Here is a 14,952-nt window from a genome sequence, read left to right as displayed (position 1 = left end):
ATTCTTTAGCTGCCAGAACAGCCGTGGGCTTCATAGGCCATGCCGTTTCCGATCACCGTAATGGTCAGATCGGAGCGGTTGACCATGAAGGGAGCGGCTTGCGTCGGGACAAGTTCGCTCACCGCGGTTAAGGTCCCGCCTTGGCGAGACACCATTGCCTCGGAAATCCAGATAGAGGCATCGGGGTGTTCGATCACGGCCACTTCACCCGCGCCAAGAGAGGGCACGTCGAGACTGGCGGCGATTTTCACGCCATCCCTGATCGGAGTGGCATCGCAAATCGCGCCTGTGACCTGCTGGGGTGCGTCCCGCAGGGCGGCGGAAATTTCGGGGTAGTCGTCTTTCTTACCCGTGTTGCTCAAATCAATGCGCAACTGCGCAGACATGGGCACGCAAATGTCATCACAGACCCCGAATTCGATGGTGCCGTCGAGGAGAATGTCGCCATTGGCACGCGGACTGATTTCGATGGGCAGAACCACATCGCCGTTATACCCCACATAGCGCATTCCGTTTTGCGCGTAGACGTCGGGCGTGGGCCAATGTAGATCGAGGCTCGCTACGTTTTGCGAGCCGTTCCAGTCAAAGCGCGGTGGGATTCCCGCGTCCCCCGGAGCGCGCCAATAGGTGTGCCACCCGTCCGCCAAAGAGATTCGCAAGGCGGCCATGTGGTGGCCGTTCTCCATGCGCCATCCATGCAGTAAGGTGACTTGCGCATTGTCGGATGCCTGTACCGGTGCAGTTGTCATGCACAGGCAAGCGAAGGCCGTGGCCGTCAAAGCGCGGCGCGAGAAGGGGAGTGTGTATGTCATAGATGCAGATATAGGCACTCATATGCACACGCAAAACTCACAAATAGGCGACGAGGTGTTACATGCGGCGAAGTGTTGCTGCGCGAGTGCAGTTCTTCTTGCACCTTTCTTCCAGTTGGGGTGAGGTAGGGTATGCCTGATACCGTGTTCAAGAATCTGACGGGAAAGCTGCTTGTTGCCATGCCAGGGATCGGTGATCCACGGTTTGAAAGCAGCGTGATCTTTATGTGCGCGCACTCCGATGACGGGTCTATGGGGCTGATCATCAACCAAGAGTCGCAAGATATTCAGGCGCGCGATGTCTTTGAGCAACTGGGTATCAATATCACCGATATGATGTCGCCTTTGCCCGTACATTTCGGTGGGCCTGTGGAGTTGGGTCGCGGGTTCGTGTTGCACAGTGTGGATTACGAGGCCGATAGCGCCTCGATGACGGTCAGTCCGACCTATTCCATGACAGCCTCCCGCGAAATCCTGTCCGACATTGCGTTGGGCGCTGGGCCGCGTGATCGGCTGTTGTGTTTGGGCTATGCGGGATGGGGGCCGGGCCAGTTGGAACAGGAGTTGGCCGCGAATGGTTGGCTCACCGTCGACCCGACGCCCGAGATTGTGTTCGAATTGCCCAATGCGCAAAAATGGGACGCTTCGGTGCGTTCCATCGGGGTGAGCCCCGCGCTTTTGTCGGGCGAAGCGGGACATGCCTAAGCGGATCATGGCGAAGGCGTGACGCCACGTTTGGGTTGGCGGTCTGTGCGCATCAAGTAAAGTTCTCGCGAAGTTTAAGGGGCAGTGCGCAGGTCGCACACCCATTCGGAGGACCCTTCGCATGACATATCGTGCTCCCGTCGCGGACTACGCATTCATTCTTGATCACGTTGTGGATTATGCCCGTGTGGCGTCAACCGAACGTTTTGCCGAGGCGGACCGTGATGTGGTCGCAGCGATCATTGAAGAGGCGGCAAAGCTGTCCAACGATGTCATAGCGCCCTTGGATCGCGGGGGGGATTTGAACCCAGCGCGGCTTGAAAATGGCGGTGTGATTTCATCTCCCGGATTTGCGGAGGCTTTCGGGCAGATTGCCGAGGGCGGGTGGATCGGCATGTTGGCCGACCCCGAGTTCGGCGGCATGGGGTTGCCCCTGACATTGGGGTCTGTGGTCAATGAGATGATGTCGGGCGCGTGCCTGTCTTTGGCGCTTGAACCGTTGATGTGTCAGGGTCAGATCGAAGCCTTGGAGCATCACGCCTCCGATGAGATCAAAGCACTCTACCTGCCCAAACTGGTGTCGGGGGAATGGTGCGGCACGATGAACCTCACGGAATCGGGCGCAGGCTCTGACGTGGGCGCACTGCGCACCAAGGCCACGCGTAACGACGATGGCAGCTACGACATCACGGGGCAGAAAATCTTTATCACGTGGGGCGACAATGATTTCTCCGGCAATATTTGCCACCTTGTTCTGGCGCGCCTGCCCGATGGCGCTGCGGGGACCAAAGGCATCTCGCTGTTCCTCGTGCCAAAATTTATTCCCGATGAAAACGGGGAGGCGGGTGAGGCCAACAGCCTGAGCGTTGTCAGCCTTGAGCATAAGCTTGGCATTCACGGCTCTCCCACCTGTGTGATGGACTACAATGGCGCCAAAGGGTGGCTTGTCGGGAATGAACACGAAGGCATGAAGTGCATGTTCACGATGATGAACAATGCGCGTTTGGGGGTCGGGATGCAGGGCGTCGGCGTGGCCGAGGCCGCGACGCAAAAGGCACATGCCTATGCGATGGACCGCATTCAGGGCCGCACGCCGCTTGGCGCCGATGGCACCGGCGCGATCATTGATCACGCAGATGTGCGCCGCATGCTCGCAGTGATGCGGGCGGACACCTATGTGGCGCGATGCATTGCTCTGGCTTGTGGTGTGGCGCTTGATCTTGGGCGCGACGACGCCGAAGCGCAGGCCCGCGGTGCGTTCCTCATTCCGATTGCCAAGGCGTTCGGCACCGACATTGGCCATGAGGTCGCACAGCTTGGTGTTCAGGTGCACGGCGGCATGGGCTTCATCGAAGAAACAGGTGCTGCGCAATATGCCCGCGATGCACGGATCACTTCGATCTATGAGGGCACCAACGGTATTCAGGCCATGGATCTTGTGGCGCGAAAGCTGATGGATGGCGGCGATGCGGCCTATGCGTTGCTTGATGAGATCGAGACCTTTACCGAGGCCGCGCGTGCCTCATTGCCTGATCTGGCCGAGCCTGTGTGGAGTGCGGCGGAAACCCTACGCGAAGGCGTTGATACGATGTTGTCGCTTGAACTGAACGACCGCTTTGCGGGCGCGACTGCGTTTTTGCGGGCCTTTGCACGGGTCTTGGGGGGCTATTACCACCTGAAATCCGCGATGGCCGAGGGTGAGGCCGGACCACGCACCCGCCTTGCAACGTTCTACATAAACCGTATGTTGCCCGAACATGTCGCTCTGCTTTCGCAAGCGCGTCTTGGCGCGAGCGACCTTTATGCTCTCACAACGGAAGATTTACTGGCCTGATGAAAACGCCTCTCCGCACCCTTGTCGAGCCACCAAAGACGGGGGAGGCGGTTGAAGTGTCCACGGGCCTGTTGTGGGCGCGCATCCCGATGCCCGGACCGTTGGAGCATGTGAACGTTTATCTGTTCGACGAGGGCGACAGCTGGACCGTGATCGACACGGGCATCGACACTTCGCGTACCCGTGCGGTTTGGCATGACCTGATGCAGGGTCCGATGGGCGGCAAGCCCGTCTCGCGGGTCATTGCCACCCATCACCACCTTGACCACATCGGTCTGGCAGGGTGGTTCATGGCCGCGCACGGCGCGACATTGGTGACGACGCGCACCGCCTATCTGATGGCGCGGATGCTCAAACTGGATATTCAGGACACACCGACACCCGAGATGCTGCGCTTTTGGCGTTCAAGCGGAATGGACGCGGAGGTCTACGCTGAACGCGAAACGGCTCGCCCGTTTAACACCGCTGATGCCGTGGCCGATATTCCGTTGGGGTATACGCGCATTCGTGAGGGTGACGAGATCGAGATCGGCGGACGGCGTTGGGATGTGCGGTGCGGCAATGGGCACGCGCCTGAACATGCAACGTTCTGGAGCCATGACGGCAAGACGGTCATCGGCGGCGATCAGCTTTTGGCATCCATTTCCCCAAATATTGGCGTGCATCCGACAGAACCCGAGGCGGACCCCTTGGGCGAATGGCTTGAAAGTTGCGAACGGTTTAAGCCCTTTGCCACTGATGATCAGTTGGTTTTGACGGGACACAAACGTATTTTCACAGGTCTGCCGACACGGCTGCGGCAATTGACCGAGAACCACCATACCGCTCTGGCGCGTTTGTTGGATTTTCTCACCACACCGCGCACGGCATGTGATTGCTTTTCGGTGTTGTTCAAACGCGAGATCAAAGGCGATACCTACGGGTTGGCGATGGTCGAGGCGATGGCACATTGCAATCACTTGTTCGCGCAGGGGCTTGTCTCTCGGACAATGAGAGAGGATGGTGCCTACCTGTGGCAATCAACGGGATAAGGCATGACAGACTACGACCAAATCAAAACAACAGCGGAAGCCCATGAAGCAGCGGCCTTGCCCTGCGCACGCGCTGTTCACACCAATCCGGATGCGCCGCTTTCGGCCGAGCAAATGCCGCTACCCGATTCCGTCTCGCGCAAACCGATCGCACAGAAAAGCCCTGCCGAATGGGCGTATGAGCGGCTTATTCTCTATATCAAGAATTTCGAAGAGCAGCTCGATAACGAGCATGAGATTGCGATGGGGTCCACAGGGTCGGAATCCGGTGTGCTTCGGATTGAGGGGATCGGCTATTTTGACCCCGACATCGTGACCTTTTACGGCACGGACGGTTCGGGCGCCAAAACCCAACTTGTCCAACACGTCACGCAGCTCAATGTCATGCTGCGAGCCTTGCCCAAACATGAACCTGAGGCCGCCCCTGCGCGGATCGGGTTCCGTCTGGCGCTTGATTTGGAGAAGTCAGGCGCGGATGAAGACGAAAAGGCGTAAATCCAACGGTGACAGCGCGCGCTGAATCGTCTAAATCACTATCAAATGAGGCGCGAAATACGCCAACGATCAAAAGGAAAATGCACAATGGCTGACCATAAACACGGCTCAATGGATACTTCGGTTCAGGAAAAGACCTTTGCGGGTTTCATCAAGGCCAGCACATATGTGGCCGTTGCTTCTATTCTCGTTCTGATTTTTCTCGCTGTTTTTAACAGCTAAGTGCCCGAGAGTTTGAGGATCACTGCTATGACGTTTTCACGCCTTTTGGTGATCCTCTCTCTCTTTGTGCTGACCGCCTGTGGCGCAGCCGAGCCGCGTTGGGCTTCCGAGGCCGAGGTGTCGCGCGCGCGTTATGTGAGCAATGAACCGACATCGTTGACCCTGTTCACCGTTGTCGGCAAGCGTAACGGGTCGGGGGCGCATTCTGGTCTCATGGTTAACGCGCCATCGCAACGCGCGATGTTCGATCCCGCAGGGACATTCAAGCATCCCCATTTGCCAGAACGTAATGACGTTATCTTTGGTATGAGCGATGCGGCTGTGGCGTTTTACGTGGATTACCACGCCCGCGAAACGTTCAATGTGATCGAGCAGACCATCGAAGTCTCCCCGCAGGTTGCGGAATTTGCACTGGCCCGTATTCAAAGCTACGGCGCGGTGCCAAAGGCGCAATGTGCGCGCAGTATTTCGAGTATTCTTGCGAGCATTCCCGGTTTTCAGGATGCGCCAAGCACCATGTTCCCCAATAAACTGACCCGATATTTCGAGGCAAAAGGGGCAACATCACGTCTGCATATGGATGATTCACCTGATGATAACTCAGGTCTTATTCAGGCACCGGATTTGCGGCTACGTGGTGATTTGACGGTGGCCTTAGCCGAGTAAGGCGCCAACCCCGAAGAAAATTCCGAACCCCGTTGCAATGGCCCAAAGCACGTTGCGCGTTGTCAGCCCGACAACGAGCGTGGCCAAGGCCGCACCAATGCGCAGCGGGTCGCCGCTATGTGCGCCAGAGCCAATCAGCATCGGAGCTACAACGGCGGGCAATACTGCCACGGGCGTGTAGCGCAACATGCGCAGCAGCCATTCGGGCAGGGGGCGATCCCCGACCAATCCCATAAAGGACAAGCGGATTAGATAGGTGAAGACGCCAAGCACGCCAATGATGATCCAAACCTGAGTTGGGGTGGCGTCCATTACATCCGCGCCTTTCTCTTTTCAGCCCAGAGTTCGACCTGTGCGCCGACGAAGAGTGCGATGAGGGCCGCGACAAGCAGACCCGATCCATAGGGCATGAAGCTCAGAACCAACACCAACACGACCGAGGTTACAGCCGTTGCCACATGGGCCACTGTGCGCAGCATCGGCGCGACGACGGCAATGAAGGTGAGGGGAACGGCGAAATCCACGCCCATGTCGGCAGGGATTTGTTCTCCGAGCAGCGCTCCGGCCAAGGTTGCCACATACCATGACATGGCCAGAGGGATGCCGACGCCGAGAAAGTAGCTGACTTTTTCGACGGCGCTGCGGTTTGGCTCTTTTTCGTAGGCGATGACGGAGAGCGCATAGGGTTGATCAAAGAGGAAATAGGCGGCCAGGGCCCGCATCCAGAACGGCGACGCGCCAAGGTGCGGCACGAGCGAGGCGGAATACATCGCCATGCGCAGGTTGACGGCAAGGGCCGTGACGATGACCACCAGTGTCGGCGCGTTATCAATCATCAGCTGCATGGCGGTGAGTTGTGCGGCGCCCGCGATCACAAGCACGGTGAAGCCCATGACCTGGACGAGGTTTAACCCTGCTTCGGTCGCGATGACGCCAAAGATTGCGCCAAATGGCACGAGGACCAAATGGAACGGCAGACCATCAATGGCACCGCGCAGAAAACGGGAAGGGATGAGTTTTGCCATAATGTCTTAATCAAACGTGCCTGTGACGCGCCCAAGCAACATGAAGGCGCGGGCTGTGCGGGTGTTCGAGAGGGCCGAGATTTCCTCGTCAGAGGCGGAGGTTTCAAACTCGGCTAGTGTCCTGTCAAACTTACGCAGGAAGTGGTGAACGGCATCGCGGAAAATCGCGTCCTGCTTCATCCGCGCCGCGGCAAGGGCCAAGGACGAACGGTCACGCACGCCGCCAAGCGGAGCGACAGCCGCGCCGCGTTCGCCTTTGGCAAACTTGCGCCATACTTCGGGGCGCGCACGGTCGGGTGTGAGGTCATCCATATAGATGCCGTCTTGGCTCAGGAGCGTCAGCGTGTCTTGAGCGGCATGAACCAATTGGCTGACTTTATGATCCGAAAGAGCACGGCGCAGAGCGCGAAAGCCCTCTTTGTCCTCAGCGGTTTCGGGGAAGTTCAGCGCTTTGATGAAATCAGCTACGGAAAGCGGCGGAGCCAAGGCTTCGGAGGGTGTGCCGAGTTCGAGTGAGGCTTGCTCGTCAATTTGCAAGGGCGACGGAATGGCCAAGCGGTCTTCCGCAGGGGTCGCTGCGGGGCGCACCGAGGTGAAGGTCGCCAAGGTGTTTTCCGTCTTGCGTTGGGCTGCCGCGATTTCTTCGAGCTTTTTTTCGACCGATTGATTTGCCGCGCCGCTATGCTGTTGTGCGAGGTAGCTTTGACGCATTGCGGAGATAGCGGTCTGCAAGCGGCGGCTTTCCTCGCGCATGGTGGTCGAGGCCCGCACAGCCAAGGCACCCACCCAAATCATGGCAACAGGCATGAAGATTGCGATCAGCATCATCACAAAACGGATGCTGTCGAACGGGGCTTCTTTGTCGCCCCCGTCCACGATCAAAAAGAACCCCGCAGTCATGGCAAGCCAGACGAGCGACAACACACCCGCGATGATCTCCGTGGCTGTGATGCGCTGGTCTTCTTCGGGGCGTTGATAGACGCCGAGTTCGATGTGCGGTTTGGTCTTCTCTTCAGCCACAATGGCCTCCACGAGATTTCTTAAGCAGGGCTTAGATAAACTCGACAGTTACGATTTCATAGCTTTTCTCGCCACCAGGCGTGCGTACAGTGACGCTGTCGCCTTCTTCCTTGCCGATCAAAGCGCGCGCGATGGGGGATTGGATGTTGAGCAAACCACGTTCGATGTCGGCTTCATACTGGCCGACGATCTGATAGGTTTTTTCCTCATCTGTGTCTTCATCCGCGATCGTGACCGTGGCCCCGAATTTGATCGTGCCCGAGAGGGTCTTTGGATCAATCACTTCGGACAGAGACAGGATGCCTTCGAGTTCCTTGATTCGGCCCTCGATGAAACTCTGTTTCTCACGTGCGGAATGGTATTCCGCGTTCTCCGAAAGATCGCCCAATTCGCGGGCTTCCGCGATGGCTTGAATGATCTTGGGCCGCTCAACGGATTTGAGGGTTTTCAGCTCGGCGCTCAATGCGGCGTGCCCCGCGCGGGTTGTCAGAATTTTTTCCATGGCACTCATTCTCAGATACGAAAAACGCGAGATCGGCCTATGAGCCTCCCGCGTCGGTTTTGATTATGTCGGAACACCACAACAGTAGTCATGGGGCAAATGCAAGAGGTAGGGTGATCAATCGGCGGTGAAGGGCTAAAAAATGGCCTAAATGCGCTGGTTTGGACGCCACGAAACGGTAGGTTCAAATTGACCCCGCCGTTAAGTTGAGGGTAGGAAGGCACAATGTGTCGCTGGATCGAGGGAGCAATATAATGTCGAACATTGAGCGCGAGGCGATGGAATATGACGTCGTAATCGTGGGTGCGGGGCCGTCTGGTCTATCCGCGGCCATCCGTCTCAAGCAGTTGGACGAGGATTTGAATATCGTCGTCTTGGAAAAAGGCTCCGAAGTTGGCGCGCATATCCTGTCGGGAGCTGTGCTTGATCCCAGTGGTCTTGATGCGTTGATGCCCGATTGGAAAGAGCGCGGTGCGCCGATTTCCACAAAGGTGACGAAAGACAATTTCTATATGCTTGGCGAAGCGGGTCAGGTTCGTGTGCCGAACTTCCCAATGCCGCCACTGATGAACAACCACGGGAATTACATCGTCTCAATGGGCAATGTGTGTCGCTGGATGGCGGAGCAGGCCGAGGAGATGGGTGTCGAGATCTTCCCCGGCATGTCGTGTTCGGAACTGGTCTACGGCGACAATGGCGAAGTCAAAGGTGTGGTCGCGGGCGAGTTCGGCAAAAATCCAGACGGCACCCCGTCCGAGAGCTATGAGCCCGGTATGGAATTGCACGGCAAATACGTGCTGTTGTCCGAGGGTGTGCGCGGATCGCTGGCCAAAGATGTGATTGCCAAATACGACCTCTCCAAGGGCCGTGAGCCGCAAAAGTTCGGCCTTGGCATGAAAGAGATTTGGGAAATTGATCCGGCCAAGCACAAAGAGGGCACAGTTACCCACACGATGGGGTGGCCGTTGGGCGGCAAAGCGGGCGGTGGCGCGTTCATTTATCACGCCGAGAACAACCAGATTTTCATCGGGTTCGTTGTCCACCTGAACTACAAAAACCCCAACGTGTTTCCCTATATGGAATTCCAGCAGTTCAAACATCACCCGATGGTGGCCGAGTTGCTCAAGGGCGGAAAACGCGTGGCCTATGGCGCGCGCGCCATTTCCGAGGGCGGGTATCAATCCATGCCCAAAGCCGCCTTCCCCGGTGGGGCGCTGTTGGGCTGCTCCGTCGGCCTCGTCAATGTGCCGCGCATCAAAGGCAACCACAACGCGATGCTTTCGGGCAAAGCGGCGGCGGAAGCCGTTGTGGACGCGCTCAAGGCGGGTCGCTCGGGTGATGTGTTGGAAGCCTATGAGACCGAATTGCGCACAGGTGCAGTGGCCAAAGACCTCAAACGCGTGCGCAACGTCAAACCTCTGTGGTCCAAGTTCGGCCTTTCGGCGTCGTTGTTGCTTGGTGGCTTTGACATGTGGACCAATAACCTGTTTGGCGTGTCGCTGTTCGGAACGCTTAAACATGGCAAAACGGATGCGGCCTCAACGGGGAAAGCCGCTGATTATCCCAAGATCACCTATCCAAAACCCGATGGTGTTTTGTCGTTTGACCGCCTGACCAACGTGTCCTTTGCGGCGACCAACCATGAGGAAAGCCAGCCCTCGCATTTGAAACTCAAAGATCCGAAGGTGGCTATCGAGGTGGATTACGATGTCTTTGGCGGTCCGTCACAGCGGTATTGCCCTGCAGGGGTTTACGAATATGTCGGTGAAGAGGGCGATGAGCCTAAATTCGTCGTCAACTTTCAAAACTGCGTGCATTGTAAAACTTGCGACATCAAAGAGCCGAGCCAGAATATCACATGGACGGTTCCCCAAGGCGGCGACGGGCCAAACTACGGAAATATGTAAATTTTCACAGGATCGTGTTGAAAAATAAATATAACGGGAGCCAGATTCGGCTCCCGTTTGCGTTGCGATGCTCAGGACGTGCGGTTAGGCTCGAAGATAGCTCATACAAGGAGACCGCCACGTGCCGACACGCGCTTCGCTTTTGATCCGAACCCTTGGTACTTTCGCTTTGGGCGTCAGCCTGAGCATGAGTGGCGTTACTCCGCTACATGCCGATGCAGGGGCCTATCTTGCGTCACGGCAGGCGACGATTGACAGCAACTTCGAGGCATTGGCGCATTACGCAACCATAGCACTCACGCAAGCACCCAAAGATGTCGCCCTTCTCGAGTCGGTCCTGTCAGCCAATATCGCGCGAGGGGAGTTCGATGACCTCAAAGGCTACGCGACCGTTTTGGAAAGTGTTGAGCCGGGCAATCAGATTGCAGCTTTGGCTTCCTTTGCCTTGATGATCAAAGCGGGTGACTTTGATGGCATCATAGCGGCGCTTGATGACGGGCAATCCATTTCCTCGGTTGTAGACGGATTCATGCGAGCATGGGCCTATGTCGGCAAAGGTGAAATGAGCGCGGCGATCGATGCCTTTGATGAGGCGACGCGCGACAAGCGGCCGGCCGAATTTTTCGGGCCGTTTAATAAGGCGATGGCCTATGCTCTCGTTGGCGACTTTGAAAGCGGTGAGGCGCTCTTAGCGGCGCCGGGCGCCCCTGAGACCCGCGATGCCTTGATCGCGCGGATGCAGATGTTGAGCCAACTCGAACGTAACGACGAAGCGTTGGCGCTTTATGACAAGTTCTTCGGGGGTGTGGCTGATCCACAGGCGGATGCAATGGCTGACGTCTTGCGGGCGGGCGGGGCTGTGCCGTTTGTCGAGTTGTCCAACGCCACCGACGGATTCGCAAATGTGTTCTATGAAATCAGCGCCGCTTTGGCTGGGGGGCCGAGTGATGCCTATACGTTGCTTTATGCGCGGATCGCGTTGGAACTGCGCCCCGAGCGGGCACAGTTTGTGCTTTTAGCGGCCGAGCTATTGAACTCTTTGGGGAATTTCGATCTGGCCGCGGAGGTTTATGCCTCTTTACCCGAAACCGATCCGAACTATCACCTCGCGGTTATGGGACGGGCCGAGACGCTGCGCAATGCGGGGCGTGAGGATGAGGAATTGGCCGCCTTGCAAGAGTTGGCAAAAGCGCGTCCCGAGCGAGCGGATGTGCTTGTGGCGTTGGGGGATTCGCTGCGTCGTCATGAAGACAACGCGGGTGCTGTTGAGGTTTACACGCAAGCCATTGACCTCTTTGACGAATTGACGCGCGCGCAGTGGCCGTTGTTTTTCACGCGCGGAATTGCTTATGAGCAGCTTGATATGTGGGCTGAATCCGAGGCCGATTTGCGTAAGGCGCTTGAGTTGGAGCCAGGTCAGCCCTCGGTACTGAACTATCTGGGCTATTCCTTCCTCGAACTGAAAATCAATCTTGATGAGGCGATGGACATGATCCGTCAGGCGTCCGAGGCGCGTCCGAATGATGGCTACATCACGGATAGTCTCGCATGGGGGCTCTACCGTTTGGGGCGCTATGAAGAGGCCTTGGCCCCAATGGAAAAAGCGGCAGCATTGATGCCTGTCGATCCGATTATCAATGACCATCTGGGAGATGTGTATTGGGCCGTTGGCCGCGAACGCGAAGCGCAGTTCCAATGGCATCGCGCTCTGTCGTTCGATCCTGAGGAAGATGATGCGGAACGTATCCGTCTGAAGCTCGAAATCGGTCTTGACCGCGTTTTGGTTCAAGAGGGCGAAGAGCCCACACGCCCGCTCAATGACGGTTAAGGTTTTCGCGCCCGCCAAAATCAACCTCACCTTGCATGTCACAGGACAGCGTGAGGACGGGTATCATGTACTCGATAGCTTGGTGGCCTTTGTCGATACGGGTGATCAGATCACGGCCACACCCGCCACACAAAACAGTCTCACCGTTACGGGGCCGTTTGCCGACGGCGTTCCGACGGATGCGAGTAATCTGGTTATGCAGGCCGCAGAGCTTGCAGGGCTTCCGATGCAGATCAGCCTTGATAAACGGTTGCCGCCGTCATCGGGTATTGGTGGCGGGTCGACAGATGCCGCAGCAACGTTAAAGGCAGCTGCACGACTGGGCGCCGCGGCGGTTACACCAGATCGCGCTCTCGCCTTGGGTGCGGATGTGCCTGTGTGTTTGCGGGCCAAACCGATGCGGATGCGCGGGATTGGCGAGGAGATGCAGGGCGTGGACCTGCCTGCCTTGCACATGGTGTTGGTGAATCCGCGTATCGCGGTCTCGACACCTGATGTGTTCAAGCGGTTGGAGGTCAAAGACAACGCGCCGATGCCTGAGCGCTTGCCGCATTGGCCCGATGGGGTAGCTTTTGCGGATTGGTTGTCGACGCAGCGCAATGATTTGCAGCACCCTGCGGTGAAGGCGGCTCCTGAGATTGCCGCCGTTCTGACGGCTTTGGCGCTTTTGCCCAATGTCTTGCTGACCCGTATGTCGGGGTCTGGGGCGACCTGTTTTGCACTCTTCGAGCGCCGCGAAGATGCCGAGGCAGCGGCAATGCAGTTGGCGGCAGGTAATCCGTGGTGGTGGGTGAAATCGGCGAGTACGTTGCCTGCCTGATTTACCCCGTGACGGTTAGCGCAGGCGCTCGACGACGTAGTCGGCAATCTGGGAGAGCATGTCGCGGATATCGCCCTCTGGCACAGCGGCAAGCGCGGCCTTGGCCTTGTCCGCCCACTCAATCGCAACCTGACGGGTCTCATCCAGCGCCCCGTGTTTGGTCAAAAGCGCGATGGCGTGGTCAAGATCGCCATCGTCCTGTTTGCCCTTTTCAATCGTGCGGGTCCAAAAGGCGCGTTCCTCATCGTCGGCTTTGGCCACGGCCTTGATCAACGGGAGCGACATTTTGCGCTCGCGGAAATCATCACCGATGTTCTTGCCGGTTTTGTCCGACCCCCAGTAGTCGAGCAGGTCGTCCACGATCTGGAACGAAATCCCAAGGGCGTCGCCATAGTCGAACAAGCCCTGAACAACGCTTTCGTCAGCGTTGGCCAATACGCCGCCCACTTCGGTCGCAGCCGAGAACAGCGCGGCTGTTTTCCCGCGCACCACTTGCAGGTAAATCTCTTCGCTGGTTTTGAGGTCTTGGGCTGCGGTGAGCTGCAACACTTCTCCCTCGGCGATGGTTGCGGCGGCGTTCGACAGGATGCGCAGGACGCGCATGTTTTCGCTGTCCGTCATCAACTGGAACGCGCGGGCAAAGAGGTAGTCGCCGACAAGCACAGAGGATTTGTTGTCCCACAGCAAATTCGCAGTGGGCCGTCCGCGCCGTTGAGCACTCTCGTCGACCACATCGTCGTGCAAAAGTGTGGCGGTGTGAATGAACTCGACGGTGGCCGCGAGGTGAATGTGGTAAGGGCCGTCATAGCCACAGAGTTTGGCAGAGGCGAGCGTGAGCATCGGGCGCAGACGTTTGCCGCCTGCCTCGACCAGATGCGCGGTGACTTCGGGAATGCGGGGCGCGTGTTTGGACGCCATGCGCTCACGGATCAGCGCGTTCACATCCGCAAGCTCACTTGCCAGATTCGTGGCTAAGCGTTCATGTGGTTTTTCGACGACCTTATCCAAAACCATCTGGCTTCATCCCTCATTGCGTTGATTTCAGTGCGTCAGTTGCTCGACATTTGCAACCATCTGCTCTTTAAATGAAGCATGAAACAATTGCTCCGCACCAATGATCCTACACAGATTGCCTTCGCTCAGGCCTTGCTTTCGGGGGAGGATATAGCTTGCTTTGAAATGGACGTCCATATGAGCATTCTCGATGGGTCCATTGGCATATTGCCGCGCCGTCTGATGGTGCGCGATGAAGATCTGTTTCTCGCACGGCATATTCTCAAAGATAATGGTTTCGAGTTGGAAGATCAGTGACGCCCGCGACCGATGAAACCTGCGATGATTTTCTGGGCGGGAGGGTGCGATTGTTGCAACCTGCCAACGGATATCGCGCGGGTATTGATCCCGTTCTTTTGGCCGCCGCTGTTGGTGCGTCCTCTGGTCAAAACGTGTTGGAGTTGGGCTGTGGGGCAGGGGCTGCATCACTGTGTTTACATGCGCGCGTCTCGGGGTTGTCGTTTGTCGGCGTGGAGGTGCAAGCCGAGTATGCCAGTCTCGCGCGGCGTAATGCGCAGGCCAATGGCGCGACGATGCAGGTGGTCGAGGCCGACCTTCGAAATTTGCCCGCAGACATAAAGGCGCAGCGGTTCGATCACGTTATCGCCAATCCTCCCTATTTTAAGCGCGAAAAGTCGACCGCCGCGCAGGATGCGGGGCGTGATGTGGCGCTTGGCGGAGATACGCCGCTTGAGGCATGGGTGGATGTGGCTGCGCGACGACTTGCGCCAAAGGGCTATCTGACCATGATCCAAAAGGCTGACCGCTTGCCTGACCTGATCTGTGCGATCTCCGGGCGACTTGGGTCCATGCGTGTTTTACCTGTTCAGTCACGTATCGGGCGCCCCGCAGGGTTGGTGATCTTGCAGGCGCGTAAAGCGGGGCGGGCGGATTTCGTGCTTCATGCGCCGCTTGTGATGCATGAGGGCGCGCGACATGAGCGCGATGCGGAAAGTTATACGCTGCAGATCAGCGCAATTTTGCGCAAAGCTGCGGCAATTGCGTGGAGATGAGTTAACTCTTTGGCAATAT

At 57.5% G+C, this 14,952-nt stretch carries 17 protein-coding genes; 11 read left to right on the top strand and 6 right to left on the bottom strand.

All coding sequences use genetic code 11. The features are described 5' to 3' along the window. Positions 1-5: 5 nt before the first annotated feature. The gene (locus ACN0TS_RS12810; RefSeq protein WP_417259751.1) at positions 6-812 is read right to left on the bottom strand and encodes a protein-disulfide reductase DsbD domain-containing protein; all 807 of its coding nucleotides are present in this window, start codon (positions 810-812) and stop codon (positions 6-8) included. A gap of 132 nt (positions 813-944) precedes the next feature. On the opposite strand from ACN0TS_RS12810, the gene ACN0TS_RS12805 reads away from it, so the two are divergent. The 6 genes from ACN0TS_RS12805 (at position 945) to ACN0TS_RS12780 (ending at position 5,765) form a co-directional block, all read left to right on the top strand. Continuing rightward, on the top strand, positions 945-1,517 hold the full coding sequence (locus ACN0TS_RS12805) for a YqgE/AlgH family protein (RefSeq protein ID WP_417259750.1): 573 nt from the start codon (positions 945-947) through the stop codon (positions 1,515-1,517). Positions 1,518-1,638: 121 nt separating this feature from the next. Next, the gene (locus tag ACN0TS_RS12800; protein WP_417259749.1) at positions 1,639-3,351 is read left to right on the top strand and encodes an acyl-CoA dehydrogenase; all 1,713 of its coding nucleotides are present in this window, start codon (positions 1,639-1,641) and stop codon (positions 3,349-3,351) included. Then, positions 3,351-4,382 (top strand): MBL fold metallo-hydrolase, encoded by a 1,032-nt coding sequence (locus tag ACN0TS_RS12795; RefSeq protein WP_417259748.1) that lies wholly within the window; start codon positions 3,351-3,353, stop codon positions 4,380-4,382. The genes ACN0TS_RS12800 and ACN0TS_RS12795 overlap by 1 nt, the downstream gene beginning before the upstream one ends. 3 nt (positions 4,383-4,385) lie before the next feature. Beyond that, positions 4,386-4,877, top strand: a complete 492-nt coding sequence (locus ACN0TS_RS12790) for a DUF6173 family protein (protein ID WP_417259747.1) — start codon at positions 4,386-4,388, stop codon at positions 4,875-4,877. Between the two features lie 87 nt (positions 4,878-4,964). Continuing rightward, entirely contained in the window at positions 4,965-5,099 is a 135-nt protein-coding gene (locus ACN0TS_RS12785) for an aa3-type cytochrome c oxidase subunit IV (RefSeq protein ID WP_417259746.1), read from the top strand. 27 nt (positions 5,100-5,126) lie between these two features. After that, on the top strand, positions 5,127-5,765 hold the full coding sequence (locus ACN0TS_RS12780) for a hypothetical protein (protein ID WP_417259745.1): 639 nt from the start codon (positions 5,127-5,129) through the stop codon (positions 5,763-5,765). On the opposite strand, the gene ACN0TS_RS12775 is transcribed toward ACN0TS_RS12780, so the two are convergent. Genes ACN0TS_RS12775 through greA form a run of 4 tightly spaced genes read right to left on the bottom strand, consistent with a single transcriptional unit; the run spans position 5,754 to position 8,312 of the window. Next, complete coding sequence (locus ACN0TS_RS12775) at positions 5,754-6,077, bottom strand: AzlD domain-containing protein (RefSeq protein WP_417259744.1); 324 nt, start codon at positions 6,075-6,077, stop codon at positions 5,754-5,756. The genes ACN0TS_RS12780 and ACN0TS_RS12775 overlap by 12 nt on opposite strands. Continuing rightward, positions 6,077-6,790: an AzlC family ABC transporter permease gene (locus ACN0TS_RS12770; RefSeq protein WP_417259743.1), complete on the bottom strand. Its 714-nt coding sequence runs from the start codon at positions 6,788-6,790 to the stop codon at positions 6,077-6,079. Before ACN0TS_RS12770 ends, ACN0TS_RS12775 begins: the two co-directional genes overlap by 1 nt. A 6-nt stretch (positions 6,791-6,796) precedes the next feature. After that, the gene (locus tag ACN0TS_RS12765) at positions 6,797-7,810 is read right to left on the bottom strand and encodes a hypothetical protein (protein ID WP_417259742.1); all 1,014 of its coding nucleotides are present in this window, start codon (positions 7,808-7,810) and stop codon (positions 6,797-6,799) included. Positions 7,811-7,841: 31 nt separating this feature from the next. After that, positions 7,842-8,312 carry a transcription elongation factor GreA gene (greA, locus tag ACN0TS_RS12760; RefSeq protein ID WP_417259741.1) on the bottom strand — a complete coding sequence of 157 codons (471 nt, stop codon included), beginning with the start codon at positions 8,310-8,312 and terminating at the stop codon, positions 7,842-7,844. 254 nt (positions 8,313-8,566) lie between these two features. On the opposite strand from greA, the gene ACN0TS_RS12755 reads away from it, so the two are divergent. The 3 genes from ACN0TS_RS12755 to ACN0TS_RS12745 all read left to right on the top strand — a co-directional run bounded on the left by ACN0TS_RS12755 (position 8,567) and on the right by ACN0TS_RS12745 (position 12,867). Next, the gene (locus ACN0TS_RS12755; RefSeq protein ID WP_417259740.1) at positions 8,567-10,219 is read left to right on the top strand and encodes a 4Fe-4S dicluster domain-containing protein; all 1,653 of its coding nucleotides are present in this window, start codon (positions 8,567-8,569) and stop codon (positions 10,217-10,219) included. Between the two features lie 121 nt (positions 10,220-10,340). Further along, entirely contained in the window at positions 10,341-12,047 is a 1,707-nt protein-coding gene (locus ACN0TS_RS12750; protein WP_417259739.1) for a tetratricopeptide repeat protein, read from the top strand. After that, a complete protein-coding gene (locus tag ACN0TS_RS12745) occupies positions 12,037-12,867 on the top strand; it encodes a 4-(cytidine 5'-diphospho)-2-C-methyl-D-erythritol kinase (RefSeq protein ID WP_417259738.1) in 831 nt (276 codons plus the stop codon). The genes ACN0TS_RS12750 and ACN0TS_RS12745 overlap by 11 nt, the downstream gene beginning before the upstream one ends. 15 nt (positions 12,868-12,882) lie before the next feature. Here the strand turns inward: ACN0TS_RS12745 and ACN0TS_RS12740 are convergent, their stop codons facing one another. Continuing rightward, entirely contained in the window at positions 12,883-13,881 is a 999-nt protein-coding gene (locus ACN0TS_RS12740; protein WP_417259737.1) for a polyprenyl synthetase family protein, read from the bottom strand. Between the two features lie 78 nt (positions 13,882-13,959). Here ACN0TS_RS12740 and ACN0TS_RS12735 point away from each other — a divergent pair, with 78 nt between their 5' ends. Next, positions 13,960-14,178: a DUF2007 domain-containing protein gene (locus ACN0TS_RS12735; RefSeq protein ID WP_417259736.1), complete on the top strand. Its 219-nt coding sequence runs from the start codon at positions 13,960-13,962 to the stop codon at positions 14,176-14,178. Then, on the top strand, positions 14,175-14,933 hold the full coding sequence (locus ACN0TS_RS12730; protein WP_417259735.1) for a tRNA1(Val) (adenine(37)-N6)-methyltransferase: 759 nt from the start codon (positions 14,175-14,177) through the stop codon (positions 14,931-14,933). Before ACN0TS_RS12735 ends, ACN0TS_RS12730 begins: the two co-directional genes overlap by 4 nt. Positions 14,934-14,952 lie beyond the last annotated feature (19 nt).

The organism is Celeribacter sp., assembly GCF_048266405.1.
Classification (GTDB): Bacteria; Pseudomonadota; Alphaproteobacteria; order Rhodobacterales; family Rhodobacteraceae; genus Celeribacter.
This window is presented reverse-complemented; position numbering and strand designations above follow the sequence as displayed.

Excerpts from the sequence above, each read along its gene's own strand:
- ACN0TS_RS12810 (WP_417259751.1), bottom strand. The coding sequence starts at position 812 with ATGACATACACACTCCCCTTCTCGCGCCGCGCTTTGACGGCCACGGCC.
- ACN0TS_RS12805 (WP_417259750.1), top strand. The coding sequence starts at position 945 with ATGCCTGATACCGTGTTCAAGAATCTGACGGGAAAGCTGCTTGTTGCC.
- ACN0TS_RS12800 (WP_417259749.1), top strand. The coding sequence starts at position 1,639 with ATGACATATCGTGCTCCCGTCGCGGACTACGCATTCATTCTTGATCAC.
- ACN0TS_RS12745 (WP_417259738.1), top strand. The coding sequence starts at position 12,037 with ATGACGGTTAAGGTTTTCGCGCCCGCCAAAATCAACCTCACCTTGCAT.
- ACN0TS_RS12775 (WP_417259744.1), bottom strand. The coding sequence starts at position 6,077 with ATGGACGCCACCCCAACTCAGGTTTGGATCATCATTGGCGTGCTTGGC.
- ACN0TS_RS12755 (WP_417259740.1), top strand. The coding sequence starts at position 8,567 with ATGTCGAACATTGAGCGCGAGGCGATGGAATATGACGTCGTAATCGTG.
- ACN0TS_RS12770 (WP_417259743.1), bottom strand. The coding sequence starts at position 6,790 with ATGGCAAAACTCATCCCTTCCCGTTTTCTGCGCGGTGCCATTGATGGT.
- ACN0TS_RS12740 (WP_417259737.1), bottom strand. The coding sequence starts at position 13,881 with ATGGTTTTGGATAAGGTCGTCGAAAAACCACATGAACGCTTAGCCACG.
- ACN0TS_RS12795 (WP_417259748.1), top strand. The coding sequence starts at position 3,351 with ATGAAAACGCCTCTCCGCACCCTTGTCGAGCCACCAAAGACGGGGGAG.
- ACN0TS_RS12790 (WP_417259747.1), top strand. The coding sequence starts at position 4,386 with ATGACAGACTACGACCAAATCAAAACAACAGCGGAAGCCCATGAAGCA.
- ACN0TS_RS12780 (WP_417259745.1), top strand. The coding sequence starts at position 5,127 with ATGACGTTTTCACGCCTTTTGGTGATCCTCTCTCTCTTTGTGCTGACC.
- ACN0TS_RS12735 (WP_417259736.1), top strand. The coding sequence starts at position 13,960 with ATGAAACAATTGCTCCGCACCAATGATCCTACACAGATTGCCTTCGCT.
- greA (WP_417259741.1), bottom strand. The coding sequence starts at position 8,312 with ATGGAAAAAATTCTGACAACCCGCGCGGGGCACGCCGCATTGAGCGCC.
- ACN0TS_RS12785 (WP_417259746.1), top strand. The coding sequence starts at position 4,965 with ATGGCTGACCATAAACACGGCTCAATGGATACTTCGGTTCAGGAAAAG.